26 protein-coding genes are annotated in these 26,837 nt (G+C 71.7%); 12 read left to right on the forward strand and 14 right to left on the reverse strand.

All coding sequences use genetic code 11. The features are described from left to right. The first annotated feature begins 16 nt into the window (after window positions 1–16). On the forward strand, window positions 17–598 hold the full coding sequence (locus ACWEJ6_RS23240) for a GNAT family N-acetyltransferase (RefSeq protein WP_452426081.1): 582 nt from the start codon (window positions 17–19) through the stop codon (window positions 596–598). A gap of 98 nt (window positions 599–696) precedes the next feature. Here ACWEJ6_RS23240 and ACWEJ6_RS23245 read toward each other — a convergent pair whose 3' ends face one another. The 3 genes from ACWEJ6_RS23245 to ACWEJ6_RS23255 are packed head-to-tail and all read right to left on the reverse strand — an operon-like array spanning window position 697 to window position 3,385. After that, window positions 697–1,914, reverse strand: a complete 1,218-nt coding sequence (locus tag ACWEJ6_RS23245) for an NADP-dependent isocitrate dehydrogenase (protein WP_397218350.1) — start codon at window positions 1,912–1,914, stop codon at window positions 697–699. 53 nt (window positions 1,915–1,967) lie between these two features. Next, a complete protein-coding gene (locus ACWEJ6_RS23250; RefSeq protein ID WP_358282322.1) occupies window positions 1,968–2,267 on the reverse strand; it encodes a DUF3017 domain-containing protein in 300 nt (99 codons plus the stop codon). Continuing rightward, window positions 2,264–3,385, reverse strand: a complete 1,122-nt coding sequence (locus ACWEJ6_RS23255) for a citrate/2-methylcitrate synthase (RefSeq protein ID WP_387669126.1) — start codon at window positions 3,383–3,385, stop codon at window positions 2,264–2,266. Before ACWEJ6_RS23255 ends, ACWEJ6_RS23250 begins: the two co-directional genes overlap by 4 nt. A 181-nt stretch (window positions 3,386–3,566) precedes the next feature. On the opposite strand from ACWEJ6_RS23255, the gene ACWEJ6_RS23260 reads away from it, so the two are divergent. Further along, a complete protein-coding gene (locus ACWEJ6_RS23260) occupies window positions 3,567–4,217 on the forward strand; it encodes an FHA domain-containing protein (RefSeq protein WP_352362084.1) in 651 nt (216 codons plus the stop codon). Between the two features lie 233 nt (window positions 4,218–4,450). On the opposite strand, the gene ACWEJ6_RS23265 is transcribed toward ACWEJ6_RS23260, so the two are convergent. After that, window positions 4,451–5,863, reverse strand: coding sequence for a glycoside hydrolase family 10 protein (locus ACWEJ6_RS23265; protein ID WP_387669128.1), 1,413 nt, complete (start codon window positions 5,861–5,863; stop codon window positions 4,451–4,453). A 205-nt stretch (window positions 5,864–6,068) separates the two neighbouring features. Between ACWEJ6_RS23265 and ACWEJ6_RS23270 the strand changes: the two genes are divergently transcribed. Beyond that, window positions 6,069–7,499, forward strand: a complete 1,431-nt coding sequence (locus ACWEJ6_RS23270) for a glycoside hydrolase family 3 protein (protein ID WP_452426085.1) — start codon at window positions 6,069–6,071, stop codon at window positions 7,497–7,499. Continuing rightward, complete coding sequence (locus ACWEJ6_RS23275) at window positions 7,484–8,356, forward strand: MurR/RpiR family transcriptional regulator (protein WP_352328557.1); 873 nt, start codon at window positions 7,484–7,486, stop codon at window positions 8,354–8,356. The genes ACWEJ6_RS23270 and ACWEJ6_RS23275 overlap by 16 nt, the downstream gene beginning before the upstream one ends. Before the next feature lie 39 nt (window positions 8,357–8,395). On the opposite strand, the gene ACWEJ6_RS23280 is transcribed toward ACWEJ6_RS23275, so the two are convergent. Then, window positions 8,396–9,010, reverse strand: a complete 615-nt coding sequence (locus tag ACWEJ6_RS23280) for an IclR family transcriptional regulator domain-containing protein (RefSeq protein ID WP_452426087.1) — start codon at window positions 9,008–9,010, stop codon at window positions 8,396–8,398. A 59-nt stretch (window positions 9,011–9,069) separates the two neighbouring features. Between ACWEJ6_RS23280 and ACWEJ6_RS23285 the strand changes: the two genes are divergently transcribed. Both ACWEJ6_RS23285 and ACWEJ6_RS23290 read left to right on the forward strand, forming a co-directional pair. After that, entirely contained in the window at window positions 9,070–9,207 is a 138-nt protein-coding gene (locus ACWEJ6_RS23285; protein WP_452426089.1) for a hypothetical protein, read from the forward strand. Further along, the gene (locus ACWEJ6_RS23290; protein WP_452426091.1) at window positions 9,204–10,787 is read left to right on the forward strand and encodes a thiamine pyrophosphate-dependent enzyme; all 1,584 of its coding nucleotides are present in this window, start codon (window positions 9,204–9,206) and stop codon (window positions 10,785–10,787) included. Before ACWEJ6_RS23285 ends, ACWEJ6_RS23290 begins: the two co-directional genes overlap by 4 nt. A gap of 6 nt (window positions 10,788–10,793) precedes the next feature. Here the strand turns inward: ACWEJ6_RS23290 and ACWEJ6_RS23295 are convergent, their stop codons facing one another. Next, window positions 10,794–11,945, reverse strand: coding sequence for a C45 family autoproteolytic acyltransferase/hydolase (locus tag ACWEJ6_RS23295; protein ID WP_387669132.1), 1,152 nt, complete (start codon window positions 11,943–11,945; stop codon window positions 10,794–10,796). Between the two features lie 76 nt (window positions 11,946–12,021). Continuing rightward, entirely contained in the window at window positions 12,022–12,867 is an 846-nt protein-coding gene (locus tag ACWEJ6_RS23300) for a bifunctional methylenetetrahydrofolate dehydrogenase/methenyltetrahydrofolate cyclohydrolase (RefSeq protein WP_358282305.1), read from the reverse strand. Window positions 12,868–13,114: 247 nt separating this feature from the next. Between ACWEJ6_RS23300 and ACWEJ6_RS23305 the strand changes: the two genes are divergently transcribed. Next, window positions 13,115–14,017, forward strand: a complete 903-nt coding sequence (locus tag ACWEJ6_RS23305; RefSeq protein ID WP_452426094.1) for an ROK family protein — start codon at window positions 13,115–13,117, stop codon at window positions 14,015–14,017. A gap of 650 nt (window positions 14,018–14,667) precedes the next feature. Here the strand turns inward: ACWEJ6_RS23305 and ACWEJ6_RS23310 are convergent. Next, complete coding sequence (locus ACWEJ6_RS23310; RefSeq protein WP_358282299.1) at window positions 14,668–15,153, reverse strand: MarR family winged helix-turn-helix transcriptional regulator; 486 nt, start codon at window positions 15,151–15,153, stop codon at window positions 14,668–14,670. Between the two features lie 363 nt (window positions 15,154–15,516). Between ACWEJ6_RS23310 and ACWEJ6_RS23315 the strand changes: the two genes are divergently transcribed. Further along, window positions 15,517–17,064: an FAD-dependent oxidoreductase gene (locus tag ACWEJ6_RS23315; protein WP_452426096.1), complete on the forward strand. Its 1,548-nt coding sequence runs from the start codon at window positions 15,517–15,519 to the stop codon at window positions 17,062–17,064. Here ACWEJ6_RS23315 and ACWEJ6_RS23320 read toward each other — a convergent pair. From ACWEJ6_RS23320 to purN, 3 genes are all read right to left on the reverse strand, one after another. Next, complete coding sequence (locus ACWEJ6_RS23320) at window positions 17,024–17,200, reverse strand: hypothetical protein (RefSeq protein WP_352323910.1); 177 nt, start codon at window positions 17,198–17,200, stop codon at window positions 17,024–17,026. The two genes, ACWEJ6_RS23315 and ACWEJ6_RS23320, sit on opposite strands and share 41 nt — an antisense overlap. 128 nt (window positions 17,201–17,328) lie before the next feature. Further along, entirely contained in the window at window positions 17,329–18,873 is a 1,545-nt protein-coding gene (gene purH, locus ACWEJ6_RS23325) for a bifunctional phosphoribosylaminoimidazolecarboxamide formyltransferase/IMP cyclohydrolase (protein ID WP_452426098.1), read from the reverse strand. Next, window positions 18,870–19,499: a phosphoribosylglycinamide formyltransferase gene (gene purN, locus ACWEJ6_RS23330; protein WP_352366616.1), complete on the reverse strand. Its 630-nt coding sequence runs from the start codon at window positions 19,497–19,499 to the stop codon at window positions 18,870–18,872. The genes purH and purN overlap by 4 nt, the downstream gene beginning before the upstream one ends. A gap of 76 nt (window positions 19,500–19,575) precedes the next feature. Here purN and ACWEJ6_RS23335 point away from each other — a divergent pair, with 76 nt between their 5' ends. Next, window positions 19,576–19,995: a hypothetical protein gene (locus ACWEJ6_RS23335; RefSeq protein WP_352323906.1), complete on the forward strand. Its 420-nt coding sequence runs from the start codon at window positions 19,576–19,578 to the stop codon at window positions 19,993–19,995. Between the two features lie 13 nt (window positions 19,996–20,008). Here the strand turns inward: ACWEJ6_RS23335 and ACWEJ6_RS23340 are convergent, their stop codons facing one another. From ACWEJ6_RS23340 to sucC, 3 genes are all read right to left on the reverse strand, one after another. Further along, a complete protein-coding gene (locus ACWEJ6_RS23340) occupies window positions 20,009–21,646 on the reverse strand; it encodes a cell division protein PerM (RefSeq protein WP_358282292.1) in 1,638 nt (545 codons plus the stop codon). A gap of 199 nt (window positions 21,647–21,845) precedes the next feature. Next, on the reverse strand, window positions 21,846–22,721 hold the full coding sequence (gene sucD / locus ACWEJ6_RS23345; protein ID WP_125644468.1) for a succinate--CoA ligase subunit alpha: 876 nt from the start codon (window positions 22,719–22,721) through the stop codon (window positions 21,846–21,848). 3 nt (window positions 22,722–22,724) lie between these two features. Then, a complete protein-coding gene (sucC, locus tag ACWEJ6_RS23350) occupies window positions 22,725–23,906 on the reverse strand; it encodes an ADP-forming succinate--CoA ligase subunit beta (protein WP_352323902.1) in 1,182 nt (393 codons plus the stop codon). A 353-nt stretch (window positions 23,907–24,259) separates the two neighbouring features. On the opposite strand from sucC, the gene ACWEJ6_RS23355 reads away from it, so the two are divergent. Genes ACWEJ6_RS23355 through ACWEJ6_RS23365 form a run of 3 tightly spaced genes read left to right on the forward strand, consistent with a single transcriptional unit; the run spans window position 24,260 to window position 26,799 of the window. Further along, a complete protein-coding gene (locus ACWEJ6_RS23355; RefSeq protein WP_452426101.1) occupies window positions 24,260–25,075 on the forward strand; it encodes a hypothetical protein in 816 nt (271 codons plus the stop codon). A gap of 20 nt (window positions 25,076–25,095) precedes the next feature. After that, on the forward strand, window positions 25,096–25,866 hold the full coding sequence (locus ACWEJ6_RS23360) for a hypothetical protein (protein ID WP_452426103.1): 771 nt from the start codon (window positions 25,096–25,098) through the stop codon (window positions 25,864–25,866). Between the two features lie 48 nt (window positions 25,867–25,914). Beyond that, entirely contained in the window at window positions 25,915–26,799 is an 885-nt protein-coding gene (locus ACWEJ6_RS23365; protein WP_452426105.1) for a hypothetical protein, read from the forward strand. The last annotated feature ends 38 nt before the right edge of the window (window positions 26,800–26,837 follow it).

Here is a 26,837-nt window from a genome sequence, read left to right on the forward strand (position 1 = left end):
GCATAAGATGTTCCCGGTGATCGACTCCACCCACCTGCCGCCGGTCGAGCTGCGTACCGAGCGCCTGCTGTTGCGGCCCTGGCGCCCCTCCGACCGCGAGCCCTTCGCGGAGCTCAACGCCGATCCCGAGGTCATGGAACACTTCCCCGCCACGCTCAGCCGCGAGCAGAGCGACGCGCTCGCCGACGCCAGCGACGACCTGATCACCCGGCAGGGCTGGGGACGCTGGGCGCTGGAACGGCTGGACACCGGCGAGTTCATCGGCTTCACCGGCCTGCACCGGCCGACGTTCGAGGCCCCCTTCATGCCCGCGACGGAGATCGCCTGGCGGCTTAACCGCGGGTCGTGGGGGCACGGCTACGCGAGCGAGGCGGCCGGCGCCGCGCTCGGCTTCGCCTTCGACCGGCTCGGCCTGGCGGAGGTGGTCTCCTTCACGGCCACGGTCAACACCCGCTCCAGCGCCGTCATGCGCCGCCTCGGGATGGTCCACGACCCCGAGGGGGACTTCGACCATCCCGTCCTGCCGCCCGGCCACCGGCTGCGCCGCCACGTCCTGTACCGCCTCACCGCGAGCGACTGGCGCCGCGCGAACCGGTGACCGGTTGAGCGGGTGAGCCGGGACGGCCCGCGGACGGCCCCGGACATGCGAAACGGCCCCTACCGTGCGACGAAGCCGCAGGTAGAGGCCGCTTTCTCTCAAGCAGACATCTTCTTCTTGAGGTTCTCGTCCAGGGCGGCCAGGAAGTCCTGGGTGGTGAGCCACTTGGCGTCGCCGCCGACCAGCATGGCGAGGTCCTTGGTCATCTGACCGCTCTCGACGGTCTCGATGCAGACCTGCTCCAGCTTGTTGGCGAAGTCGGTCACGGCGGGGGTGTTGTCCAGCTTGCCGCGGTGGGCCAGGCCACGCGTCCACGCGAAGATCGAGGCGATCGGGTTCGTGGAGGTGGGGTTGCCCTTCTGGTGCTCGCGGTAGTGGCGGGTCACGGTGCCGTGGGCGGCCTCGGCCTCGACGGTCTGGCCGTCGGGGGTCATGAGGACGGAGGTCATCAGGCCGAGCGAGCCGAAGCCCTGGGCGACCGTGTCGGACTGCACGTCGCCGTCGTAGTTCTTGGCGGCCCAGACGTAGCCGCCCTCCCACTTGAGCGCCGCGGCGACCATGTCGTCGATGAGGCGGTGCTCGTAGGTGAGCCCGGCCTTCTCGAAGTCGGCCTTGAACTCGGTCTCGAAGACCTCGGCGAAGATGTCCTTGAAGCGGCCGTCGTACGCCTTGAGGATGGTGTTCTTCGTCGAGAGGTAGACCGGGTAGTTGCGGGCCAGGCCGTAGCGCATGGAGGCGCGGGCGAAGTCGCGGATCGACTCGTCGAGGTTGTACATAGCCATGGCGACGCCGCCGCCCGGGAAGTCGTACACGTCGAGCTCGATCGGCTCGGAGCCGTCCTTCGGCGTGTACGTGAGGGTCAGGGTGCCCTCGCCGGGGATGACCAGGTCGGTGGCGCGGTACTGGTCGCCGAAGGCGTGACGGCCGACGACGATCGGCTTGGTCCAGCCGGGCACGAGCCGCGGCACGTTCGACATGATGATCGGCTCACGGAAGATCACGCCGCCGAGGATGTTGCGGATGGTCCCGTTCGGGGACTTCCACATCTTCTTGAGCCCGAACTCCTCGACCCGCGCCTCGTCGGGGGTGATGGTGGCGCACTTCACACCGACGCCGTACTTCTTGATGGCGTTGGCGGCGTCGATGGTGACCTGGTCGTCCGTCGAGTCCCGGTACTCGATCCCCAGGTCGTAGTACTTCAGGTCGACGTCGAGGTAGGGAAGGATCAGCTGGTCCTTGATGAACTGCCAGATGATCCTGGTCATCTCGTCGCCGTCGAGCTCGACGACCGGACCCTCCACCTTGATCTTGGGCATGCGAATGGTTCCCCTTCAATGAATGGATGCGTTGAGGCTATCGGACCGTCCCGTCAACCGGCCAAAAGGGACAGGAGCCAGGCCTTGAACCCGTTGTTGTACAGCGCGAGCGAGGTCAGGGCCATGAGGAAGCCGAACGCGATCAGCGTGATGACGTCCGTCTTCTTGTCGCGGACGGCCAGTTGCCCGTCGAACCCGGCGAACCGGAGCGCGGCGGCGACCATCAGCACACCGCCCAGCGCGAACCCGCCCCAGCGCGGGTCCACCAACAGGATCACGAGCACGGCGGCGACCGCTCCCGCCACGATCAGCGGGAACGGTCCCCAGCGTTCACGTTCGTTCTCTCGGCTCAACGCTCTTCTATTGGCTTCCACTTCTGATCGCGCTCGCCAATGTATTCACTGTCGGGCCGGATCAGCCTGTTGTCGGCATGCTGCTCGATCACGTGCGCGGTCCAGCCGGACATGCGGCTGATCGAGAAGACGGGGGTGAACAGGTCCGTCGGAATGCCAAGGTAGTGGTAGACCGACGCCGCGTAGAAATCGACGTTCGGATAGAGGCCCTTCGTCTCGAAGACGACCTCCTCCATCTCCTTCGACATCCGGTAGTAGGTGTCGTCGCCGGCGGCCTCGGCCAGCTCGGCGGACATGCGGCGCAGGTGCGTCGCGCGCGGGTCCTCGGTCTTGTAGACGCGGTGGCCGAAGCCCATGATCTTCTCGCCCGCGGCGAGCTTGTCGCGCACGGCCTGGGCCACCCCGCCCGGCGGGATCGACTCCAGGGTCTTCATGACCTGCTCGTTCGCGCCGCCGTGCAGCGGGCCCTTGAGCGTGCCGATGGCCGCGACGATGGCCGAGTGCATGTCCGACAGGGTCGCGGCGCAGACGCGGGCGGCGAACGTCGAGGCGTTCATCGTGTGGTCGGCGTGCAGCACCAGGCACTCGTCGAAGATCTCTACCGCACGCCGCTCGGGGGCGCGTCCGGTGACCTGGAGCAGGAAGTTGCCGGCGATGCTGAGCTCGGGGTCGGCCTCGGGGGCCGCGCCGCCGGTGCGCGCGGCGTGGTAGCGGGCGACCAGCACGGGCTGCTGCGCGGTCAGGCGGGCCGCCTTGCGCAGGTTCGCGTCGGGGGCGGTGGAGTCCTTGTCGGGGTCGTCGGCGCCGGAGAGTGAGACGAGGGAGCGGAGCGCCTCCATGGGTTTCTGCTTCTCGGCGATCTCCGCCACGTTGGCGGCGACCAGCGCGCCGAGCTCCCTGCCCTGGGCCAGGTCGGCGCCGTACGCCTCCAGCTGGGCCCGGTCGGGCAGCCTGCCGCGCTGCAGCAGGTACGCGGTCTCCTCGAACGTCGCTCGGCCGGCCAGATCGTGGATGTCGTATCCACGGTAGAACAGGCGACCGGCCTTGCCGTCGATGTCACTCAGCGCTGTGGACGCGGCGACGACATCGGCCAGGCCTTTCGTGGGCTTGTCCGCCATGAGTGTTTCCTCCGCTTATCTTCCTCCGAAGTCTACCCGTGAGCAGGTAAAACCGTCCGCAGAGGTCCAGACCAATTTCACGGGGGATTCTCCTTTCGGCAAAGGAGATTCCGCATCCCCTCGGTTGGGTAAGCCGGAGCTGTAGTAATAGTTACGGCGGGCTACCTGGGGAGGAACTGCCGTGGAGGGGCCGTTCATACGCATCGAGGACACCGGCGACGTGGTCCCGTTGCGCCCCGAGATCACGACGGTCGGGAGAGGCCGGGGTGTGGACATCCGGCTCACCGACCCCAGTGTGTCTCGACTCCATGCCGAGTTCGTCAGACGAGGACCCTACCTGTACGTCGTTGATCTGGGCCTGTCCCGCAACGGCACACGGGTGAACGGCAGGCCGATCGCCCGGAGGGTCCTTGACGACGGAGACGTCGTCTCGTTCGGCGCGGCGCGGGGTCGCATCGGTGGAGTCCCCCGTGAGGACTTCACCCCCGAGGTCGAGCTGCGCAGGGCGGCGGCGCCCGAGCTGACCAGGCGCGAGGTCGATGTGCTGACCTCGCTCTGCAGGCCGGCGCTGTCCGACGAGGCGTTCGTCGCTCCGGCGACGGCGCGCGAGATCGCCGACGACCTGGTCGTGACCGAAGCCGCGGTCAAGCAACACCTGCTGCGGCTGTACCAGAAGTTCAGGATTCCTGAGGGCACCAACCGCCGCACGCGCCTCGCCAACGAGGTCGTCGCGCTCGGGCTGGTGCGCCCGACCCCTGTGGTGCCACCACAGCGGTCGGCGGGCGCCGCGGCTGAGCAGCAGCCGTCGGCGGCCGGTAGGAGGGCTTCCTAGAGGGAGCCAGATCGCGACCGGGGCTTCGGCGAGGGGTTCCGGCAGCGTCGGAACCATCGAGAGATCACTGCGCTCACCCCTGCTGGGCGCGGAACGGGCGACGGCGGGCGACCGCGGGCCGACAGGCCGGTGGCGCGCGCCGTGCTCGACGCCGGTCAGGGAACGCGCCGGCGACGCGCGCTGGTGAGCCATGCGCGCGACGCCGGAGGTCAGCGTGCCTTCACCGGTGTCCTTCAGATCACCCGGAAACCGTGGCTGGGCTTGCTGGTCCTGTTGGCCCGGTCGACGGCGACCGCGTAGTAGTGGTCGCCGCGCTTGCCGTCGGGGTCCGTCCAGCGGATCTGGCGGTCGGCGGGCACGACGGCGACCAGGTTGCGCGCGTCGGCGAAGGCGTTCTGGCCGGCCTCGTCCGGGAAGCGGAAGATGGCGAACTGGAACGGCTCGTCCCGGCCGGTGGCGACCACGCGCACCTCGACGCCGCCGGTGCGGCGCAGCGCGTACGCCACCACCGGGCGGCGCGGCGGCTCGCCGTTCGCCAGGCGGGGCAGCACGGGCGCGAGCGCGGGGCGCTGGTAGTGGTCGTTGACGGCGGTCGTGATGGAGGCGAGCCGGTCCACCTTGACGTCGTTGGCGTTGTACCAGATGTCGCCGCCGACCTCGGGGTGGGCGCGGTTGAGCGTCAGGTGCCTGGACAGCTCGTCCGGCTTCTGCCATTCGGCGGCCTGGGCCGGGTCGCCCGCCTTGTACGCCGCCTGCCCGATCCACAGCAGCGTGTTCGTGCCCGCGGCCACGTCCGACCACCACGGGACGAGCTTGGAGTAGTCGGCCGGCGGCTGCCCGATGTACCAGTAGAGCTGCGGCGCGATGTAGTCCAGCCAGCCCTTCTTGACCCAGCCGCGGGTGTCGGCGTGCAGGTTGTCGTAGGACTGGCCGCCGTTGGTCTCGGAGCCGAGCGGGTCGGTGCCCTTGTTGCGCCAGATGCCCGACGGGCTGATGCCCCAGGCGATCTCCGGCTTGGCCTGCAGGACGCGCTGCTGCATCTCGCTGACCATGAGGTCGACGTTGTTGCGCCGCCAGGAGGCCAGGTCGGGGAAGCCGGCGCCGTACTTGGCGAAGGCGGCGCTGTCGTCGAAAGCAGTGGTGTTGGTCGGGTAGAAGTAGTCGTCGAAGTGCAGGCCGTCGATGTCGTAGCGGGTGATCGCGTCCATCATCGCGTCCTGGCAGAACTTGCGGACCTCGGGCATGCCCGGGTTGTAGTAGAGCTTGCCGCCGAACGGCAGGATCCAGTCGGGGTTCTTGCGGCCGGGGTGATCGGGGTGCAGCTTGCCCGGGTCGGGCTGCATCGACACGCGGTAGGGGTTGAACCAGGCGTGGAAGGCCAGGCCGCGCTTGTGGGTCTCCTCCACGGCGAACCCGAGCGGGTCGTAGCCGGGGTCCTGGCCCTGGGTGCCGGTCAGGTACTGCGACCAGGGCTCGAACGGCGACGGCCAGAACGCGTCGGCGGTCGGCCTGATCTGCACGAACACGGAGTTGAGCTTGCGCTGCACGGCCACGTCGAGCCAGGCGAGGTATTCGGCCTTCTGCTCGTCGGCGCTCAGCCCCGGCTTCGAGGGCCAGTTGATGTTGACCACGGAAGCGATCCACATGCCGCGCATCTGACGCAGCGGGGGGACGTAGTCTGCCTGGGCGAAGGCCGGCAGCGGCACGGCTGACGCGGCGGCGGCGAGAGCGAGACCCTTCAGGAGAGTCCTTCTGCTGGGCATGGGGGGTGGCCTCTCGACAATGGTTGTGTCGAGGGCGACGATGACAGAAAATTACCTTCAGATCAACAACCGTGAAGGAAAATGCCGCATGAGCGCAGAGCTGGTCCGACTTGCGATGACGGTGCTCCAGCCGGGGTTCGAAGGGACGTCGCCTCCCGACTGGCTGCGCCGCGCGCTGGGCGAGGGCCTGGGCGGCGTCATCCTGTTCGCCCGCAACTCCATCGGCGAGCAGCTCGTCCGTTCGGTGCGCGCCGAGAACCCCGGCGCGATCGTCGCGATCGACGAGGAGGGCGGCGCGGTCACCCGGCTCGAAGTGCTCGCCGGCAGCTCCTTCCCCGGCAACCGGGCGCTGGGCGTGGCCGACGACGTCGAGCTGACCGAGCGGGTCGGCCGGCAGATCGGCCGGATGCTCGCCGAACTCGACATCTCCCTCGACTACGCCCCCTCCGCCGACGTGAACGCGAATCCGGAGAACCCGGTCATCGGCGTGCGCTCGTTCGGGCCCGACCCCGAGCTGGTCGCCCGGCACACCGTCGCGTACGTGGCCGGGGTGCAGGGCGCGGGCGTGGCCGCCTGCGCCAAGCACTTCCCGGGGCACGGCGACACGACCACCGACTCCCACCTGGCGCTGCCCACCGTGCACGCCTCGCGGGCGGTGCTCGACGAGCGCGACCTGCCGCCGTTCCGGGCCGCCATCGCGCACGGGGTGCGCTCGATCATGTCCGGCCACCTGCTCGTGCCCGCGCTCGACCCGTCGATGCCGGCCACGCTCAGCCACAGCGCCCTGACCGACCTGCTCAGGGGCGAGCTCGGCTTCGACGGCGTGGTGGTCACCGACGCGATCGAGATGCAGGCCGTGGCCGCCATGTTCGGCCCCGGCGAGATCGCGGTGCGCGCGCTGGCCGCCGGCGCCGACACCATCTGCGCCGGCCGGGCCGACGAGCGCAGCCTGCACGAGATGCGCGACGCCATAGTCGAGGCGGTGCGCACGGGCCGGCTGGCGGAGGAGCGGCTGGCCGAGGCGGCCGGCCGGGTGCTCGCCCTGTCCGCCTGGTACGCCGAGCGGTCCGAGCTGCGCGAGAAGGCCCGCGCCGACATCGACGAGGGCGTCGGCCTGGAGGCCGCGAGGGCCGCGCTGACCACCACCGGCACCGCCGTGCTCGACCGGGGGCCGCTGGTCGTGGAGGTCAACACCCGGCTCAACCAGGCGGTCGATCCCGCCACGCCGACCGGCATCGCGGCCGCGCTGGCCGCCCGGCTGCCGAACACCGCCAGGGTGCGCCTCGACCGCGACGGCGAGCTGCCCGCCTTCGACGACCGTCCCGTGGTGCTCGTGGTGCACGACGCGGCCCGGCATCCGTGGGTGCGCGAGGCGCTGGCGCGGGCGCTGGCCGTCCGGCCCGACGCGATCGTGGTGGACACCGGCATCAGCGACGCGCCCGTCGGAGCCGCCCATCTCGCCACGCACGGCATCTCCCGCGTCTCCGCGCAGGCGGCGGCCGAATGGCTGACCCGTTGAACACCGAGCCCGCGAACCCGGTCGCCACCGTGCGGGCGGTGCTGCCGTCGCTGACCCCGGCGGCGCAGGCCATCGGGCGCATCATCCTGGACGACCCGGGGCTGGTCGTGCGGAGCACGATCACCGAGTTCAGCGCGGTGTCGGGCACCAGCGAGGCGACGATCGTGCGCACCGCGCGGGCGCTCGGCTTCGCCGGTTACTCGCAGATGCGCTTCGCGCTGGCCGCCGCCGTGGCCAAGCAGCCCGAACGTCTGGTGCCCGGCGACCTGGCCCCCGACGACCCGCTGACCGACGTGATCGCCAAGGTGGCGCGGGCGGAGTCCGACGCGCTGGCGGACACGGCGGCGCAGCTCGACCCCGACCAGCTCGGCGAGGTCGTCCAGGCCATCGCGGTGGCCCGGCGGGTGGACGTCTACGGCGTGGCGGCTTCCGGGCTGGTGGCCGCCGACATGTCGCAGAAGCTGCTGCGCATCGGCCTGTCCAGCCATCCGTTCAGCGACGCCCACCTGGCCCTGACCAGCGCGGCGCTGCTGCGGGACGGCGACGTCGCGGTGGCCATCAGCTGCAGCGGCGAGACGCCCGACGTGCTGGTCCCGGCCCGTACGGCGGCCGAGGCGGGGGCGCTGATCGTGGCCATCACCAACAACCCGCGCTCGTCGCTGGCCGACCTGGCCAGCCACACGCTGGTGTCGGCCGGCCGGGAGACCGCCTTCCGGCCCGGCGCGCTGGCCAGCCGGATCAGCCAGCTGCTGATCGTCGACTGCATCTTCGTCGGCCTGGCCCAGCGCACCTACGACCGGGCCGAGGCGGCGATCCGGGCCACCCGCGACGCGACCGACCGCTACCGCAACCGGTGACGGACGACCGGCGACCGGCAGGAGGGCGTCAGGCGCGGGTCACCGAGACCTTCGCCAGGTCGGCCTCGTGCGCGCCGCCGTGGCCAGGAGCTCCGGCAGCAGCCCCGTCCTGACCTGGTGCAGGCTGGTGCGGCCGGCGTGCGTGGAGACGTTCACGGCGGCGACCGTACGGCCGGCGTGGTCGCGTACGGGCGCGGCGACGGACCGCAGGCCCTCCTCCAGCTCCTGGTCCACCATCGCCCAGGCGCGCAGGCGCACCTGCTCCAGCTCGGCCCGCAGCGCGTCGGGCCGCACGATCCGGGCGGTGGCGACGCGGGCGACGTACACGACGTCCTCGCCGTCGAGCACCGCGACCGAGGCGGACTCGTGCACCTCGGCGGCCAGGCGTTCCAGGTGGGGGCCGGCGACCTCGGGCAGCGACAGGCCGGACAGGTAGGCGTACCCGAGCTCCAGGACGCGCGGGGTGAGCGCGAACAGCCGGCCGTCGTTGCGCACGTGGCCGAGGTCGGCGAGCGTGACGAGGAAGCGCCTGGCGGCGGCGCGGCTGAGGCCGGTCGCCCGCGCCACCTGGCTGAGCGTCAGCTCGGGCGCCGCGGCGCTGAACGCGCGGATCACCGCCTGCCCTCTGGCCGGCGACTGCACATGATCGACCATGGTGATCCCTTGACAGAAGCCGACAAGGGCGTAGTTTCCGCCACGAGCCGTTCGCCGCCGTGGGCGCGCAGACCGGGGCCTACCTGGAGGACCTGGCCATCGACCTGCCGCGCGACGGGGACCCGCTCACCACCCGGTCGCTGCCGCGTTTCGGCGAGCTGCGCGGGCAGGTCCAGCAGGCGAGAGGGGCACGATGAGCACAGTGCGGGCGGCGGCGTTCGAGGTGCTGCGGCGGTACGGCCTGACGACGATCTTCGGCAACCCCGGCTCGACCGAGGTGTCGCTGCTGACCGGCCTGCCGGACGACCTCCGCTTCGTGCTCGCGCTGCACGAGGGCTCGGTCGTCGGCATGGCCACCGGCTGGGCCGTCGGGCACGCCGAGCCCGCGCTGGCCGTGCTGCACACCACGGCCGGGCTGGGCAACGCGGTGGGCGCCCTCGCCACGGCCCGGGTGAACCGGGCGCCCCTGGTCGTCCTGGTGGGGCAGCAGGACCGGCGGCACCTGGCGCTGGAGCCGTTCCTCGCCGGGCGGCTGGCCGGGCTGGCCGGCGACTACCCGGTGTGGACCGACCAGCCGGTGCGGGCGCAGGACGTGCCCGGCGCGCTGGCCAGGGCCTTTCACGAGGCGGTCACGCACCGGGGCCCCGCCCTGGTCGTGGTGCCGATGGACGACTGGGACGCGCCCTTCGCCGGCGAGACCCCGGCGGCCCCGGCCCGGGTGCTGCGGCCCGCCGCCGTGCCCGACGCCGGCCTGGCGCCGCTGGTCGAGCTGCTGGCCGGGGCGCGGTCGCCGGCGATCGTGGCGGGGGCGGGGGCGGCTTGGGGGCCGCTGGTGCGGTTGGCCGAGCGGCTGGCGTGCCCGGTGTTCCAGGAGTCGTTCGGGGCGCTGGCGGGGTTCCCGCAGGACCATCCGCAGTACGCGGGGGTGCTGCCGGCCGACCGGGAGCGGCTGCGGGCCGTGCTCGCGCCGCACGACGTCGTGCTGGCCGTGGGGGCGCCGGTGTTCCGGCAGTACCCGTACGCGCCTGGGCCGCTGGTCGAGCCGGGGACGGCGGTCGCCGTGGTCACCGACGACCCGGCCGAGGCGCACCGGAGCCCGGCCGACCTGGCCGTCCTGGCCCCGCCGGGGGCCGTCTGCGAGCGGCTGGCGGCCCTGCTGCCGGCCCGTCCCGCCGCCGCGGCGGCCGTTCCACCGGCCCCGGCTCCTGAGGTGCCCGGCGGGGAGCCGTTGCGGCCCGCGTACGTGCTGCGCGAGCTGGCCCGGCGGCTGCCCCGCGACGTCGTGCTGCTGGAGGAGACCCCGTCGTCCCGTCCCGACCTGCACCGGCTGGTCCCGGCCAGGAACCCGCTGGGCTTCGTCTCGGCGGCCATGGGCGGGCTCGGGTTCGCCGTGCCTGCCGCGGTCGGCCTGCGCATGGCGCTGCCCGGACGCCCGGTGGTCGCGGTCGTGGGCGACGGCTCGGCGCTGTACGGCGTGCACGCCCTGTGGAGCGCCGCCCACTACCGGGTGGGCGCGCTGTTCGTCGTGCTCGCCAACGGCCGCTACGCGGTCATGGACCGGCTGGCCGACCGGCAGGGCGGCAAGGCCCCCTGGCCGCCGTTCGCGGAGGTGGACGTGGCCGCGCTGGCCAGGTCGCTGGGCTGCCCCGCCCGGCGGGTGGACGGCCCCGCCGAGCTGGGGACCGTGCTCGACGAGGTGATCCCGTCGCTGGCCGCCCGCGAGGAGCCCCTGCTGCTCGACGTCACCGTGGCCGTGGACCGGGACTTCCGGCCGTGAGCCGGCTCACCAGGCCGGAGGGCGGCGACCGTCGTCGGCTGCCGGGTCGAAGCAGAGCTCGGGGGCGGCGTCCGGCTTGAAGACCTCGTCCAGGGCCCACCGCTCGTACGGGCGGGCGCACGGCGGCGCGCCGGCGATCGCCAGCTCGCGGGCGTCGAGGTCCATGACGACGGAGTAGACCGTGTGGCACTCCTCGGCCGGGCCGGCGTCGGGGTCGAGGTGGCGGCAGACGCCGTCGGGGAAGGAGTAATGGTCGCGCAGGGCGGCGACGACGTGTTCGAGGCCGACCGCGCGTTCGGCGGCGGTGTCCTCCAGCAGGTGGCGCACGCGTTCGGGGCGCAGCAGGGTCAGGCCGGACCTGGCCGCCTTCATGTCCTCCAGCGGCAGCTCGGCCTCGAAGTGGTTGGCGTGGGTGAGCAGGCCGTCGCGCGGCAGCAGCGCGCCGAACGCGCCCGGAGCCACCTCCAGGTCGATGGCCTCGCCTCCGGCGTCGGCGATGAGCAGGTTGCCCGAGGAGACGCGCGGCACGTCGAGCACCTTGCGGTGGGCCCGGCTCATGCGGTCGGACTGCAGCACCCCGCGCAGCAGGAAGTGGTACGGGACCCCCGCCCCGGCCTGGTCGCGGTCGGACTGCAGGCGGTTGGCGCACACCCCGAGCCCCGCAGAGTTGAGCCCCGACTTGGCGAGCATGCCCGCCTCGGCCAGCGTGAGCACCGCGAACCCCTCGGTGTCGCGGGTGGCCAGCAGGAAGGTGACCGCGCCCTGCTCGGGATGCCAGTCCCAGTTCTGGGCGAGCAGGGTGTGGCCGTCGCGGGTGTACTTGGGCAGGACGGCCAGCGCGGTGCAGCCGTCGTCGTGGTAGCCGGTGCCGTCGAGCAGCTCGGTACGGGCGTTGAGCGCGGCGATGTGCTCGACCGGCTGCGCCGCGCCCGCCGCCAGGCCCTCCAGCATGGCGGCGATGCTCGGGTCGTACGCCCTGGCCACGTCGAGGAAGGTCTGGCCCCAGCGCAGCACGTCGGCCGAGGAGAGCCCGGACTTGTCGCGGAACCGCCGCAGGTAGGTCTCGACGCTCCGCGCGACCAGGTCGGCGGTACGGTGGCCGACCTCGGCCCCCATCTCCTCGTAGGTGCCCTCGACAGCGATGAGCGGGGTGTCCATGAATCGGCCTTCCGTGATGGGGGTAGGGCTGGCTCTTCTTCCCATTCCCCCCATCAGGGCTTCATCCCCCGATCACTCAGGAACGCTCGGCCGCCTCCACGACGTTGGACAGCAGCAGCGCGCGGGTCATCGGCCCGACCCCGCCCGGGTTGGGGGTGAGGAAACCGGCGACCTCCTCGACGTCGGGGGCCACGTCGCCGGCGATCTTGCCGTGGACCCGGGACACGCCCACGTCGAGGACGGCCGCGCCGGGCTTGACCATGTCCCGCGTGATGAGCTCGGGCACGCCCGCCGCGGCCACGACGATGTCGGCGCGGCGCACGTGGGCGGCCAGGTCGTGGGTGCCGGTGTGGCAGAGGGTCACCGTGGCGTTCTCGCTGCGGCGGGTCAGCAGCAGGCCGAGCGAGCGGCCGACGGTGATGCCGCGGCCCACCACGACGACGTCGGCGCCCTTGATCGGCACGTCGTACTCCTGGAGCAGCAGCACGATGCCGTGGGGCGTGCAGGGCAGGGGCGCGTCGACCATGTGGACGAGGCGGCCGAGGTTGACGGGGTGGAGGCCGTCGGCGTCTTTGGCCGGGTCCATGCGCTCCAGCAGCGCCATCGTGTCGATCTGCTTGGGCAGCGGGAGCTGGACGATGTAGCCGGTGCAGGCCGGGGACGCGTTGAGCTCGTCGACGGCCGCCTCGACGTCCTTCTGCGTGGCGGTGGCCGGGAGGTCGACGCGGATGGAGGCGATGCCGACCTCGGCGCAGTCGCGGTGCTTGCCCGCGACGTAGATCTGGCTGCCCGGGTCGTCGCCCACCAGGACGGTGCCCAGGCCGGGCGTGATGCCGCGGTCCTTGAGCGCGGCCACCCGGGTCGCGAGGTCTGCCTTGATCCTGGCGGCTGTCGCCTTGCCGTCGAGTTTCACTGCGCTCATGCCGTCAATCCTTCCATGACTGGTCGGCTTCCCGGCACCGGCCGCGCGTCCGTCCACAGTTTTTCCACAGATGGGAGGCAGGCGGCGTCCGTTGTCCACAGGGGAACGATGACATCGTTGTCATCGATCAAGGAAGGGCATATCGTGTCGGGCGCCGGCACCCTGTCCCACGGAGGTTCCCCTTGCGCGCCCGCTGCCCCCTGCCACGCCTCGGCGGCCTCCGCCGGCCCGGCCACCCCATACCCGGATGACCTGCGTACTCGCCGTCGACATCGGCGGCACCAAGCTCGCCGCCGCGCTGGTCGACGAGGCCGGCTCCCTGCTGCGCTCCGCCGCGCGGCCCACGCCGCGCTCCGACGTCATGTCCGCGCTGGCGGCCCTCGTCGCGGAGGTGACCGGCGGGGGCCCGGCACCGCACGCCGTCGGCGTCGGCTGCGCGGGCCCGCTCGACCTCACCACGGGCACGGTGAGCCCGGTGAACATGCCGAGCTGGCGCGGCTTCCCGCTGCGCGACGAGCTGCGGCGGCTGACCGGCCTGCCCGTGGTGCTGGCCGGCGACGCCCAGTGCATGGCGCTCGGCGAACACTGGCTGGGGGCCGGGCAGGGCAGCACGTCGCTGCTCGGCGTCGTCGTGTCCACCGGCATCGGCGGCGGCCTGGTGATCGACGGCGCGCCGCTGCTGGGCCCGGCGGGCAACGCGGGGCACGTCGGCCACATGAGCGTCGATCCCGGCGGCGAGCGCTGCGAGTGCGGCGGCCGGGGCTGCGTCGAGCGCTACTCCAGCGGCCCCAACCTGGCCCGCTGGGCCCTGGAGAACGGCTGGGCGCCCACCGGCGACCGCGACGCCAGGGCGCTGGCCGCCGACGCGTCCGCCGGGCATCCGGTGGCGCTTTCGGCCTTCGAGCGCGGCGCCAGGGCGCTGGCCGGTCTGATCGCCTCCACGGCGGCCGCGGTCGAACTCGACACCGTGGTCATCGGCGGCGGCGTGTCGGCGGCCGGCGCGGTGTTGTTCGGGCCGCTGGAGCGGGCGCTCGACGACGTGGCGGGGCTGGCGTTCGTCCGGGCGGTCCGGGTGCGGCCGACCACGCTGGGCGTGCGCGCGGGCCTGGCCGGAGCCGCCCGGCTGGCCTGGCGCCTGTCCGGCCAGTGAGCCGGCCGCGAGCGGCGGTCCGGCCAGAGCGCCGGCCGCGAGTGGCGGTCCGGTCAGTGAGCCGGCCGCGAGTGGCGGTCCTGCTGCCGGCTCGACCAGGTTGAGCGCTGGTTCGCCGAGCTGGAGCGCCGCCGGCCCTCCGCGTCCACCCGGCCGCGCCGGCCGAGGCCGCGTCAGACGCCGGGGGCGGCTCTTGCAGTCCGGGCGTCGTTCGGCCGGCTCGGGCGAGATGGTGGAGCGCCGGGCGGAGGCCGGCCCGGCTCCTCGCGCGGAGCCGGGCGGGAGGCCGCGTCAGACGGCCTGCGCGGTGGACAGGAGGGTGATCTCGGTGAGGTTGACGTCCACCTGCGCGAAGCCGGGCGGGAGGCCGCGTCAGACGGCCTGCGCGGTGGGCTGGAGGGTGATTCGGTGAGGTTGACGTTCACCTCCGCGAACCCGTCGGCGAGCCGGCGATCGCCAGTCCCGACTTCCGCAGGGTGCGGGCCGCGGCCGAGCCGTCCGGCAGTCACTTCCACTAGCCCGACATCGGCGATCGTCGGCCGGGGCGAGCACGTCCTGCAGGTCGCGCTCGGCACGCCCGTCGTCGCCGAGCCGGTCGACAACCTGGCGCAGCAGGCGATGGCCGGGGGCGGCCCGCCGGCTTCGACGCCCTAGCCGCTCTCTTCCTTGTCGGCCGCGGACATGGCGAGCATGTCGTCGACGCACCTGCGCATCAGTTGCTCGAACTGAACGAGGTCCCGGTCGCTCCATTCGGCGAACGCGGAGTCCACGAGCCGCTGCCGGGCCTCCTCAAGCGCGTCCGTCACGCGACGGCCCGCGCTGGTGATCACGGCTTCCTTGACCCGTCGGTCCGCCGGGTTCGGACGCCGCTCGATCAGGCCGAGCTCGGCGAGCTTGGCCACCTGCCGGCTGACGGTGGTGTGGTCGCGTCCGGCCCGTTCGGCGAGTTCGACCACGCCGATCGGCCCGAACCGCCGGATTCCGACGATCAGTTTGAACAACGCGCGGTCGAGATCGATGCCCGCTTCGGCCATGAGGACCTCGTCGCGTTGCGGCAGGTTCATGAGCGCGATCAGGTCGACGAGCGATTCATGCAGGCGCCGGAACGTGATGTGCCGGCGGTGTTGGGAAGCCATGCTCGCCACCGATGCCTTACGTGCCCTTGCGGACGGGGAGGTGCCAAGGATACCGGCAGCCTCCGGGCAGCCCTGCGGAGACGCCGCCTTCGCACGGCAAGGACTCGAAGATGCGCTCACAATACACATAATTTCCAGGCATCGGGACAGCGCGATCACAATACCCGGATCGGAGTTTTCTCCCTGCATGACTGGCCACGAAAGAGCAGCTCAAGTCGGTGTGTTCGATGACCGGGAAGCCGCGTCGACCGTGGCCGGCGGCTTGACGGCCGCTCCGGCCACGGATCATACTCCGTGCTTAATACACATAAATTTGCGCCGGACGGGCCGACCCGCCCGGCCGCCACCGACGGAGAGTGAACCGTGGCACGCAACGAAGACCTTGATGTGATCATCTGTGGATCCGGTCCGGCGGGATTGACCCTCGCCATCGATCTCGCCCGCAGGAACGTCGCGTTCCGGTTGATCGACAAGGCGCCGCATCCGTTCATCGGCTCACGCGGCAAGGGCATCCAGCCGCGCACCGAGGAGGTGTTCGAGGACCTCGGCGTGGTCGACCGGATCGTCGCCTCGGGAGGCGAATATCCTCCCCTGCGCACCTACACCCCCGACGGACCGGTCGACAAGCACGCCGGGATCCTGCCGGAGCCGACGCCCGCCGAGCCGTACCAGATCCCGCTGCTCGTTCCGCAGTTCCGCACCGAGCGCCGGTTGCGGGAGCGGCTGGCCGAACTCGGCCACGCCCCGGAGTACGGCTGCGAACTCGTCGGCTTCGACCAGGACCCCGACGGCGTGACCGCGCGGATGGCCACCTCCGGCGGGGAGCGGACCGTGCGAGCCGCCTACCTGGTCGGCGCCGACGGCGGATCGAGCTTCGTCCGCAAGGCCCTCGGCATCGAGTTCCGCGGGAAGTCCCTCGGCGTGCGGGCGCTCGTGGCCGACGTGCGGGCCGACGGCGCCTCGTCGCGCGTCTGGCACCGCTGGGGCGACGAGCAGCCCGAGCGCAGCGTCTCGCTGTGCCCGCTCCACGGCACCGGCATGTTCCAGTACATGGCCCCGGTCCCCCTCGACGTGGACGTCGACCTCTCGGCCGAAGGGCTCACCGCCCTGCTCCACGAGCGCGGCGGCCAGGACGACATCGTGATCCGCGAGGTGTCCTGGGCATCGGTGTTCACGATGCAGGCCCGGCTGGCCGACGCCTACCGGCGTGGGCGCGTGCTCCTGGCCGGGGACGCCGCGCACTGCCATCCGCCGACCGGCGGGCAGGGCCTGAACACCAGCATCCAGGACGCCTACAACCTCGGCTGGAAGCTCGCCGCCGTGCTCGACGGCGCGCCGGAGTCACTGCTGGCGACCTACGAGGAGGAGCGCCGGCCGGTCGCCGAGTCGGTCCTCGGCCTGTCCGAGAAGCTGCTCGAAGCGGCCAGGAACCGGGAGATGCGCCGGGGCCGCGAGGTGACCCAGCTCGATGTCGGCTACCCGGACTCGTCGCTGTCGCTGACCGGCCTGGAGCCCTCCAAGGGCGTGGCGGCCGGCGACCGCGCGCCCGACGCCCCCGTCACCGGCGCGGGCGGGCCGGCCACGCGGTTGTTCAGCCTGTTCCAGGGACCGCACTGGACCCTGCTCGGCTACGAGCCCGGCGACGCCGCGGTCCCGGAACCGCGCAGGGGCCTGCGCATCCACGTCATCGGCGACGACGTCCTCGACACCGGAGGCCATGTCCGGAGCGCGTACGGGCTGTCGCCCGAGCAGTGGGCGCTCATCCGGCCGGACGGATACGTCGCGGCCGTGGTCGGCACCGCCGAACTCGGCGCGATCGAGACCTACCTCGACGGCGTCGGCGTCCGTCAGCAGATGCGAGAACCGGCGGCTAGTCGCGCTCGGCGAAGCGGGCCTCGCGGCGCTCGATGATCCGGCGGGTGTACGGGATGAGCTCGACGACCCGGCTGCCGAGGTAGGCACCGATGAAGGCGAGGACCAGCAGGACGAACGGGCTGGTCGAGAAGCCGTTCATGGTCACGAAGGCATGCAGGGTCGCGTCGAGCATGGAAACTCCGGGGGAATCAGCACAGCAGGGCGGCAATCAGGGTAACCGGGGAGTGCCGATGCTCGCCGCCAAAACGGATAAAGGGCAACAAGTGATCTCTTGTTGCCCTTTATCCGATGAACCGGTGATCAGTGGAAGAAGTGGCGGGTGCCGGTGAAGTAGAGGGTGACGCCCGCCTGCTCACAGGCGTCGATCACCTCCTGGTCCCGGATCGAGCCGCCCGGCTCCACGATCGCCTTGACCCCGGCCTCGATCAGCACCTGCGGCCCGTCGGCGAACGGGAAGAACGCGTCGGAGGCGGCGACCGAGCCGGCCGCCCGCTCCCCCGCCCGGCTCACCGCGAGGCGGCAGGAGTCGACCCGGTTGACCTGGCCCATGCCCACGCCCACCGTGGCGCCGCCGGCGGCCAGCAGGATCGCGTTCGACTTCACCGAGCGCGAGGCGCGCCAGGCGAAGGCCAGGTCGGCCAGCAGCTCGGGCGAGGCGGCCGCGCCGGTCTTGAGCTCCCACGCCGACGGGTCGTCGCCGCCGGCGTCGATCCGGTCGACCGCCTGCAGCAGCAGGCCGCCGTCGACGCGGCGGAACTCCAGCGGCTGGGACGGCCCCTCCGGGCAGCGCAGCAGGCGCAGGCTCTTCTTGGCCCGCAGCACCTCCAGCGCCTCCGCGCTGAAGCCGGGGGCCACGACGACCTCGGTGAACACGTCGGCGATCTGCCGGGCCAGCTCGACGGTGACCTCGCGGTTGACCGCGATCACGCCGCCGTAGGCCGAGACGGGGTCGCAGGCGTGGGCCTTGCGGTGGGCCTCGGCCACGTCGGCGCCGACGGCGATGCCGCACGGGTTCTGGTGCTTGATGATGGCCACGCACGGCTCGGCGAAGTCCCAGGCCGCCCGCCAGGCGGCGTCGGAGTCGAGGTAGTTGTTGTAGGACATCTCCTTGCCGTGCAGCTGCTCGGCGTTGGCCAGGCCGCCGGAGCCGGCGGTGTAGAGGGCGGCGCGCTGGTGCGGGTTCTCGCCGTAGCGCAGGGTCGCCTTGCGCTCGTACGCGACGCCGGTGAACTCGGGGAACTCCTCCTCCCCGCCCGCGTACGGCCCGGCGAACCAGTTGGCCACGGCCACGTCGTAGGCGGCGGTGTGGGCGTAGGCGACACCGGCCAGGCGGCGGCGCTCGTGCAGCGTGAAGCCGCCCTCGTCCAGCGCGGTGAGCACGTCGCCGTAGGCGGCGGGATCGACCACGACCGCGCAGGTGGCGTGGTTCTTGGCGGCGCCCCTGATCATCGCGGGCCCGCCGATGTCGATCTGCTCGACGCACTCCTCGTCGGAGGCGCCGGAGGCCACCGTCTGCTGGAACGGGTAGAGGTTGACCACCACGAGCTGGAACGGGTCGATCTCCAGCTCGTCGAGCTGGGCCACGTGGCTGGGCTTGGTGAGGTCGGCCAGCAGGCCGGCGTGCACGCGCGGGTGCAGCGTCTTGACCCGGCCGTCGAGGCACTCGGGGAAGCCGGTGAGCTGCTCCACCTTGGTCACCGGGATCCCGTGGGACGCGATCGCGGCGGCCGTGCCGCCTGTCGACACGATCTCCACGCCGGCGCCGTCGAGTGCCCTGGCCAGCTCTTCGAGCCCGGACTTGTCGTAGACAGCGATCAGCGCGCGCCGGATGGCGATGCGAGTCACGTGCTTTCCCCTCCTGATTGGTTGCCGATGCGGACGGTGCGTCCGCTGACCGTCCAGCCCTCGCGGGCCATCCGGCCGACGATGTCGACGAGCAGGCGGCGCTCGACGGTCTTGATGCGCTCGTGCAGGACCGGCTCGTCGTCGTCCGGCAGCACGGGCACCGCCTCCTGGGCGACGATCGGGCCCGTGTCGATCCCCGCGTCGGCCAGCATCACGGTGCAGCCGGTCACCTTCACCCCGTGGGCCAGCGCGTCGCGCACGCCGTGGGCGCCGGGGAAGGACGGCAGCAGCGCCGGATGGGTGTTGAGCACGGGGAACGCGTCGAGCGTGGGCGCACCCAAAATCTTCATGAAGCCCGCCGACACCACCAGGTCGGGCTCGTACGATGCGATCCTGGCGGCGAGAGCGGCATCCCAGTCCGCCCGAGTCGCATGATCGCCCAGTTTTTCAACAAATGTCGGGACATTTGCCCTGGTGGCCCTGGCCAGGCCCTCTATGCCGTCCCGATCCGCGCCCACCGCCACCACGCGCGCACCGTACGACGGGTCGGCGGAAGCGTCCAGCAGGGCCTGTAGGTTGGTTCCAGAGCCGGAGACGAGGACGACGAGCCGCCCAGCCTTTGACACGCACACTCCAAAGAATGGAAACAGGGTGGGGCTGACAGGGTATCTGTTCCTCGCCCGGCGACGCAGAGGAGGTCAGGTGTCGACACCGGTGCAGGCACCGGCGGGTCAGCAGCCCGCCGATTCAGCGGGTCGCCGTGCGATCTGGTTGTCCATCGCGGCGCTGGCCATGACGTTCATGCTGCCGCTCGCCGGCCTGGTCATGGCCCTGTTCGCGCTCATGTCGGGCATCCGCGCGCTGCCGCGGCTGCGCAGCGCCCACAAGCCCACCGGCACGGCCGTCGGCGGCATCACGATCTCCTCCATCGCGCTGGCCCTGTCGGCGATGGCCACGGGGATGCAGCTCTACCTGATGGACGAATACTCCGCCTACCAGGAGTGCATGAAGGGCGCGGGCACGGTCTCGGCCCAGGGCGAGTGCTTCACCCAGTTCAGGGACGCCGCGCAGCGCAAGCTGCCGCCCGACGTCCTCCAGCTGCTCGGGGCGATGCAGTCCTAGCCCCGCGCCCCGGCTAGTCGCGGTCCCAGGCGTAGGGGTCGACGTAGATGACGTGACCGCCCCGGTCGTCGGACTCGTCCACGATGTCCTTGCGCGGCGGGCGGGCCGGGCCGTCCGAGGGCTCGGCCGGGCGGGGGCGGGCCTGGGCCAGGGTCTCGGCCTCGGCGGAGGCGTGCTCGTCCTGCCAGTCGTCCCTGATGACCGGGATCTCCTGGGTGTCGGCCTCGGTGGCGTCCATCCAGTGGCCGGGCAGGGGGCGCGGGTCGGACTCGGCCAGGCCCACCTTGCTGGCCGCCTTGGCGATGGCCGCCCCCGCCTTGCGGACCGGGGCGGCGGCCTTGTCGAGCGGCGCGCGGGCCTTCTTGTTGAGCAGCAGCAGATTGGCCACGCCCGCCGAGATGCCGGCCGCCACGCCCACCTCCAGGGCCACCGACAGGGCCACCTCCCAGGGGGACGGGCCGATCGCCGACAGCCGGCCCCCGCCGATGGGCCCGCCGGACAGCGCGGCCAGCAGGCCGGCGACCAGGCCGGTGGAGACGCCGGTCAGGAAGCCCCACAGGGGGGCGGCCTCGTACGAATGCGAGGGCGAGATCCGGGCCACGAACACGCCCGCCACCGCGCCCGCCGCGAACGGCAGCGCGATCACCGCCATCATCCACGCGGGCACGGGCCCGCTCTCGGGCAGCGCGCCCAGCAGCGGCAGGCTCGGCACCGTGCCGAGCTCGACGCCGGTCGGGGCGACCAGCGTGTCCGCGCCGATGGCGAAGCCGGGGCCGGCGATGTAGGAGGAGGCCCAGATCACGGCGTTGAGCAGGTAGAGGAGCTGGAGCAGCAACAGCAGCACGCCGCCGACGAAGCCGGGCGCGAGCACGTTCGACAGGTCCCTGACCTGGCCGAAGTTCAGCACGACCGCGACCAGCACCAGCCCCAGCCCGGACGCCAGCAGGGCGGTGGTGGCGACCGCCGTGCCGACCGTGACCGCACGCAGCCGCTCGGGCAGCAGCTTGAGCATGATCCGCCACGGGCCGATCATGCGCGCGGTGGCCAGCGAGCCCGCCAGGAAGGCCAGCACGAAGTGGCTGAGCAGCGCCTCGCCGATGAACGGCTGGGTGATCTCGTTGCTCGCCACCAGCGCGATCAGCCCGGCCAGCAGCGCGTAGGGGGCCGCCAGCGAGACCCCGGCCTGGCCGACCAGCACGAGCTGCGCGCGGCGGCGGGCGTTGGCCTGCTCGCGCGGGCTGTTCTTGGGCAGCCGGGCGGGCAGGCGCAGCCGCAGGTCGGCGTCGCGGGCCATCCACCGGCCGGCGCGGTAGAGCAGGAAGGCGGGCAGCACCATCAGCCCGAGGGGCAGCAGCCCGACCCGGCCGCCGGGCATCGCGAACCCCGCGTGGTGCGCGGCCAGCCAGAGCTGCGCCGCGGCGCGGAACACGCCGGGCAGGCCCGCGCCGAGCGTGCCGCGCGGCGCGGCGATCCAGCCGACGAGGGTGAGCGTGGTGAGCACGGCCAGGCCGACGCCGAGCGTGCAGGCGGCGGCGAGCATGCCCGACACGGGTAGCGGCCGCCTCGTCTCGTCGTCGTCGGTCGAGACCCCGGGGAGCTTGCCGAGCACCGACTTGGGGGCGGTACGCAACTGGTCGAGAATGGCCGTCACAGATGTGATTTTCTCAATCTTTCCCAACCATCGCTTGGTTGACGCGCCGCAGCGGGTCCACTTTGTCGCCGTGAGACCCCCGCGAACGCGCCCCGCGCCCTTTTCCCGCCCTTTACCCGCCGCCCGGCGGGCCCTGGGACGCCCGGCGGCATGGAAAAGCCCCGCATGGCGGCGGCCAGGCGGGGCTTTTCCAGCGTGACTAGCGGGACTGCATGATCTCGCGCATCAGGCGGGCCGTCTCGGAGGGGGTCTTGCCGACGCGGACGCCGACCTTCTCCAGGGCCTCCTTCTTGGCCTGGGCGGTGCCGGCCGAGCCGGAGACGATGGCGCCGGCGTGGCCCATCGTCTTGCCCTCGGGGGCGGTGAAGCCCGCGACGTAGGCCACGACCGGCTTGGTGACGTGCTGCTCGATGTAGGCCGCGGCACGCTCCTCGGCGTCGCCGCCGATCTCACCGATCATCACGATCGCGTCGGTGTCGGGGTCGTCCTGGAATGCCTGGAGCGCGTCGATGTGCGTGGTGCCGATGACCGGGTCGCCGCCGATGCCGACCGCGGTCGAGAAACCGAAGTCGCGCAGCTCGTACATGAGCTGGTAGGTCAGCGTGCCGGACTTCGAGACCAGGCCGATGCGGCCGGCGGTGGTGATGTCGGCGGGGATGATGCCGGCGTTGGACGCGCCGGGCGAGGCGATGCCGGGGCAGTTGGGCCCGATGATGCGGGTCTTGTTGCCCTTGGCCACCGCGTACGCCCAGAACTCGGTCGAGTCGTGGACCGGGATGCCCTCGGTGATCACGACGCAGAGCGGGATCTCGGCGTCGACGGCCTCCTTGACGGCGGCCTTGGTGTGGGCCGGCGGCACGAAGACGACCGACACGTCGGCGCCGGTCTGCTCCATGGCCTCCTTCACCGTGCCGAAGACGGGCAGGCCCTCGTGCGTGATGCCCGCCTTGCGGGCGTTGACGCCGCCGACGACCTTCGCGCCGGAGGCGAGCATGCGGCGGGTGTGCTTGGTGCCCTCACCGCCGGTCATGCCCTGAACAATGATCTTGCTGTTCTCGGTCAGCCAGATAGCCATGACTCACGCACCTACCGCAGCGAGCTCGGCGGCCCGCTTGGCCGCGTCGTCCATCGTGTCAACCAGCTCGACCCGCGGGAGCGCGGCGTCGGCCAGGATCTGCCGCCCGAGCTGGGCGTTGTTGCCGTCGAGGCGGACCACCAGCGGGTGCGTCACGGCCTCGCCGCGGCTCTCCAGCAGCTTGAACGCCGAGACGATGCCGTTGGCCACGGCGTCGCAGGCGGTGATGCCGCCGAAGACGTTCACGAAGATCGACTTGACGCTCGGGTCGGAGAGGATGATCTCCAGGCCCGCGGCCATGACCTCGGCCGAGGCGCCGCCGCCGATGTCGAGGAAGTTCGCCGGGGACGGCTTGCCGGGGAACGCCTCGCCCGCGTAGGCCACCACGTCGAGGGTGGACATGACCAGGCCCGCGCCGTTGCCGATGATGCCGACGTTGCCGTCGAGCTTGACGTAGTTGAGGTCCTTCTCCTTGGCCTTGGCCTCCAGAGGGTCCTCGGCGGCCTTGTCGGCCAGCGCCTCGTGGTCGGCCTGGCGGAAGCCGGCGTTCTCGTCGAGGGTGACCTTGCCGTCGAGGGCCTTCACCTGGCCGTCGGCCGACAGGATCATCGGGTTGACCTCGACCAGCGTGGCGTCCTCGTCGACGAAGCAGTGCCACAGCTTCTCGATGAGCTCGGCGGCGCCGTCGAGCGACTTCTCGGGCAGCCCGCCGGCCACCGCGATCTCGCGGGCCTTGGCGCGGTCGATGCCGTCGAGGGCCGAGACCGGCACCTTGGCGACCTTCTCGGGCGTGCTGTGGGCGACCTCTTCGATGTCCATGCCGCCGGCGGCGGAGCAGATCGCGAGGAAGGTACGGTTGGCGCGGTCGAGCAGGAAGGAGAAGTAGTACTCCTCCGCGATCGCGCTGGCCTCCTCCACGAGCACCTTGTGGACCGTGTGGCCCTTGATGTCCATGCCGAGGATGGCGGTGGCCTTCTCGACGGCGTCGGCGGCGTCGTCGGCCACCTTCACGCCGCCGGCCTTGCCGCGACCGCCGGTCTTGACCTGGGCCTTGACGACAACGCGGCCGGTCAGCTCCTCAGCCGCCGCCCGCACCTCCTCCACGGTGTTGGCGACGATGCCGCGTGGCACCGGGATGCCGTAGTCAGCGAAGAGCTCCTTCGCCTGATGTTCGAACAGGTCCACGAGGGTCCGTCCTTGCTTATCCGACTGATGTTCGACGGCCCGGGCAACTGCGCTGACGGTCGCGTCCGCTCGCCGCTCGTGTCGGCTTCGTGCCTCGCTCTCTCACGGCGAGCTCCTACGCTCAGGGGTGCGTGCCGGGCGTTTCCGCCAGTGAAGCCTAGCCCCAAGCTTGACCTGCACAGGTCATCGGGGCACGGTTCTTCCGCTATGTGACGGTGATCTCACTTCACCATGTCCTCCTCTGCACCGAAAGTGCACCAATTTGCTGCCTTATGCGGTGTCTGTCGATATATGGTCGTGATCTTCAATTGGCAGGATTCCTGCTCCCCTCATTCTTGATCTGAAGGAATCGGATGAAGCGAATTATCGCGGGCCTGGCCCTGGCCTCCGCGGCGGCGCTCGTGACCGCGACCCCGGCCCAGGCCGCGCCCGCGGATCCGGCGAAGGCGCTGAAGAAGCAGTACGTCGCCGGACACGGCGTACGGTTCACCGAGACGTCCCGCTCCTCGATGGACGGCAAGAGCACCGGAACCATGAAGACGTCCGGCGTTCTGGAGTTCGGCAGGTCCGGAATCGTCGCCTCGGACGTACGCAATCGCAGCACCGGCAAGAACGCCGACCTGTACGCGTCACTGCTGCCGTCGCGGACCATCACCGTGGGCAAGCACGTATATGCGCAGGGCGGCCTTTACAGCGAGGGCCTGCCCGAGGGCAAGAAGTGGGTCCGCTACCCCGACACCGGCCTGCGGATGAGCACCTCCAACCAGATGCTGGACGTCTTCGAGCCCAAGGTGCTGAAGATGCTCGTCTCCCACGCCGCGAGCACCAAGGGCGGGATCTACCGCGGCTCGGTCACGGTGAAGGAGCTCGGCAAGATCTACGGCCAGAGCGTCGAGAAGAAGATCGCCAAGGTCAAGGTCTCGTACCTGCTCGCCGTGAACTCCAAGGGCCTGGTCACCAGGGTCGTCAGCGACTGGACCCTCGACTTCGGCATCCTCGGCGCCAGCCACAGCACGACCGAGACCCGCTTCACCGGCTGGGGCGCCAAGGTCAAGGTCAAGGCCCCGCCGGCCGACCAGGTGGCCGACATCACCGAACTCTCCGACGACAGCGCCGTTCCGCAGGACATCCCGGACGGCTCCCTCAACTCCCTGGGCAGCATCAGGTAGCCCCCCTCCTAAGGACACTCATGAAGCGATTGCTCGCGGCCGCGGTGACGGCCGCGGCTCTCATCCCGGCCGTCCCCGCACAGGCGGCCGTGGACCCGGTCGCCGCCCTGAAGCGGCAGTTCGTCCCCGGACACGGAGTGACGATCTCCGAGACCGCGCGGACCGAGTCGAAGCGTCCGCGCGACGGCCAGGTCACCCGCATGGCCGGCTCCGTGGAGTTCGGCGCCTCCGGGCCCGTCGCGGCCGACGTCGTGTTCCGGACGATCGGCGCGGACGACAGCCGGCAACGCTGGATCAGCGTCGGCGGCAAGGTCTACGTGCAGGCGGCCGACCTGGCCGACGTCCTGCCCATGGGCAGGACGTGGGTGCTCATGGAGCACCTCAAGGGCAAGGTGATCACCTCGGCCCAGCCGGTCGACGTGCTGGCGCCCAGGACGGTCAAGGCCCTGGTCTCGCATGCCGCCGGCGTCAAGGACGGCCTCCGCCAGGGCGCGCTGACCCTCGCGCAGGCGCGCGGCGCCGGCGCGTACGAAGGCTTCCACTACCGGCTGGGCCTGAACGCCCAGGCGCTGCCCGACCGCGTCGTCACCGGCCAGAGCCTCACGCCGGGCTCGCGGAGCGTCGTCGAGACCCGGCTCTCGGGCTGGGGCGCGAAGGTCAGCGTCAAGGCCCCTCCGGTGGACGAGGTCATCACCTACAAGGACCTGATGGCCGAGAAGCGGGCGAGAGCCGAGAAGCTCCGCCAGGCCATCCCCGATGGTTCCACCAGCTCGCTCGGCCTGTTCGACTGAGCCGCCGAGCTGTCGACAATCCCCCTCGAATCAAGGACACAACCGCACATGAAGCGAACCCTCACCGGCGTCGCGCTGGCGACGGCCGCCGCCCTGGTGGCCGCCACCCCCGCGCTGCTCGCGACTCCGGCCCAGGCGGCCGCGCCCAAGAACCCCGTGGCCGCCGTGAAGAAGCAGCTCGTCCCCGGCAAGGGGGTGAAGTTCAGCGAGCGCATCAGCATCACCGACGGCTCGCGCAGCGAGGTCTTCATCCGGCGCACGGGAACCTTCCAGTTCAGCAGGTCGGGTGTCGCCGCCTCGGACATCACGGGCAAGTTCGCCCTCAACCTGTCCGACCTGAGCGACGAGGCGCCGGAGGAGCTCAAGGCCCTCGCCACGCCCGAGCGCACGATCCGGATCGGCACGACGTCGTACCTGTCCGGCGGCCTGTGGACCACGGTCCTGCCCGAGGGCGAGACCTGGTTCAAGGCCAAGAACGGCCCGACGGGCGGCATCTCCGGCACGTTCGGCCAGCCGGTGAACGTCGCCGAGCAGGCCACGCTCAAGACCCTGCTCAAGACCGCCAAGCCGGTGAGCGGCGGCTACGCCGGCACGATCACCGTCCGCGACCTGCGGAAGGTCTCGCCCTGGTACCGGGCGACCGCGATCGACCCGCGGCCCACGGCCAAGGCGCTGAAGAGCGTCATCAGCTGGAAGCTCACGCTCAACGCGGCCGGCCTGCCGGTGCGCCTGGTGGCCACGTTCCCGCAGACCGCGATCACCGGCTCCGGTTCCAAGAAGGACGGCGTGCGGGTCGACACCCGCTTCACCGGCTGGGGCGGCGCCGTGTCGATCAAGGCTCCGACGGCTGAGGACGTCTCCAGCGAGTTCGAGAACGGCAAGGACGACATCTCCTCCCTCGACCTGCCGTTCGGCGTGAGCGTCGCCAAGTAGCACCCGCCCGTGCCGAGGCCCGCGCCCGTCCCGTCGCC

This window comes from Nonomuraea sp. NPDC004702 (genome assembly GCF_053601695.1).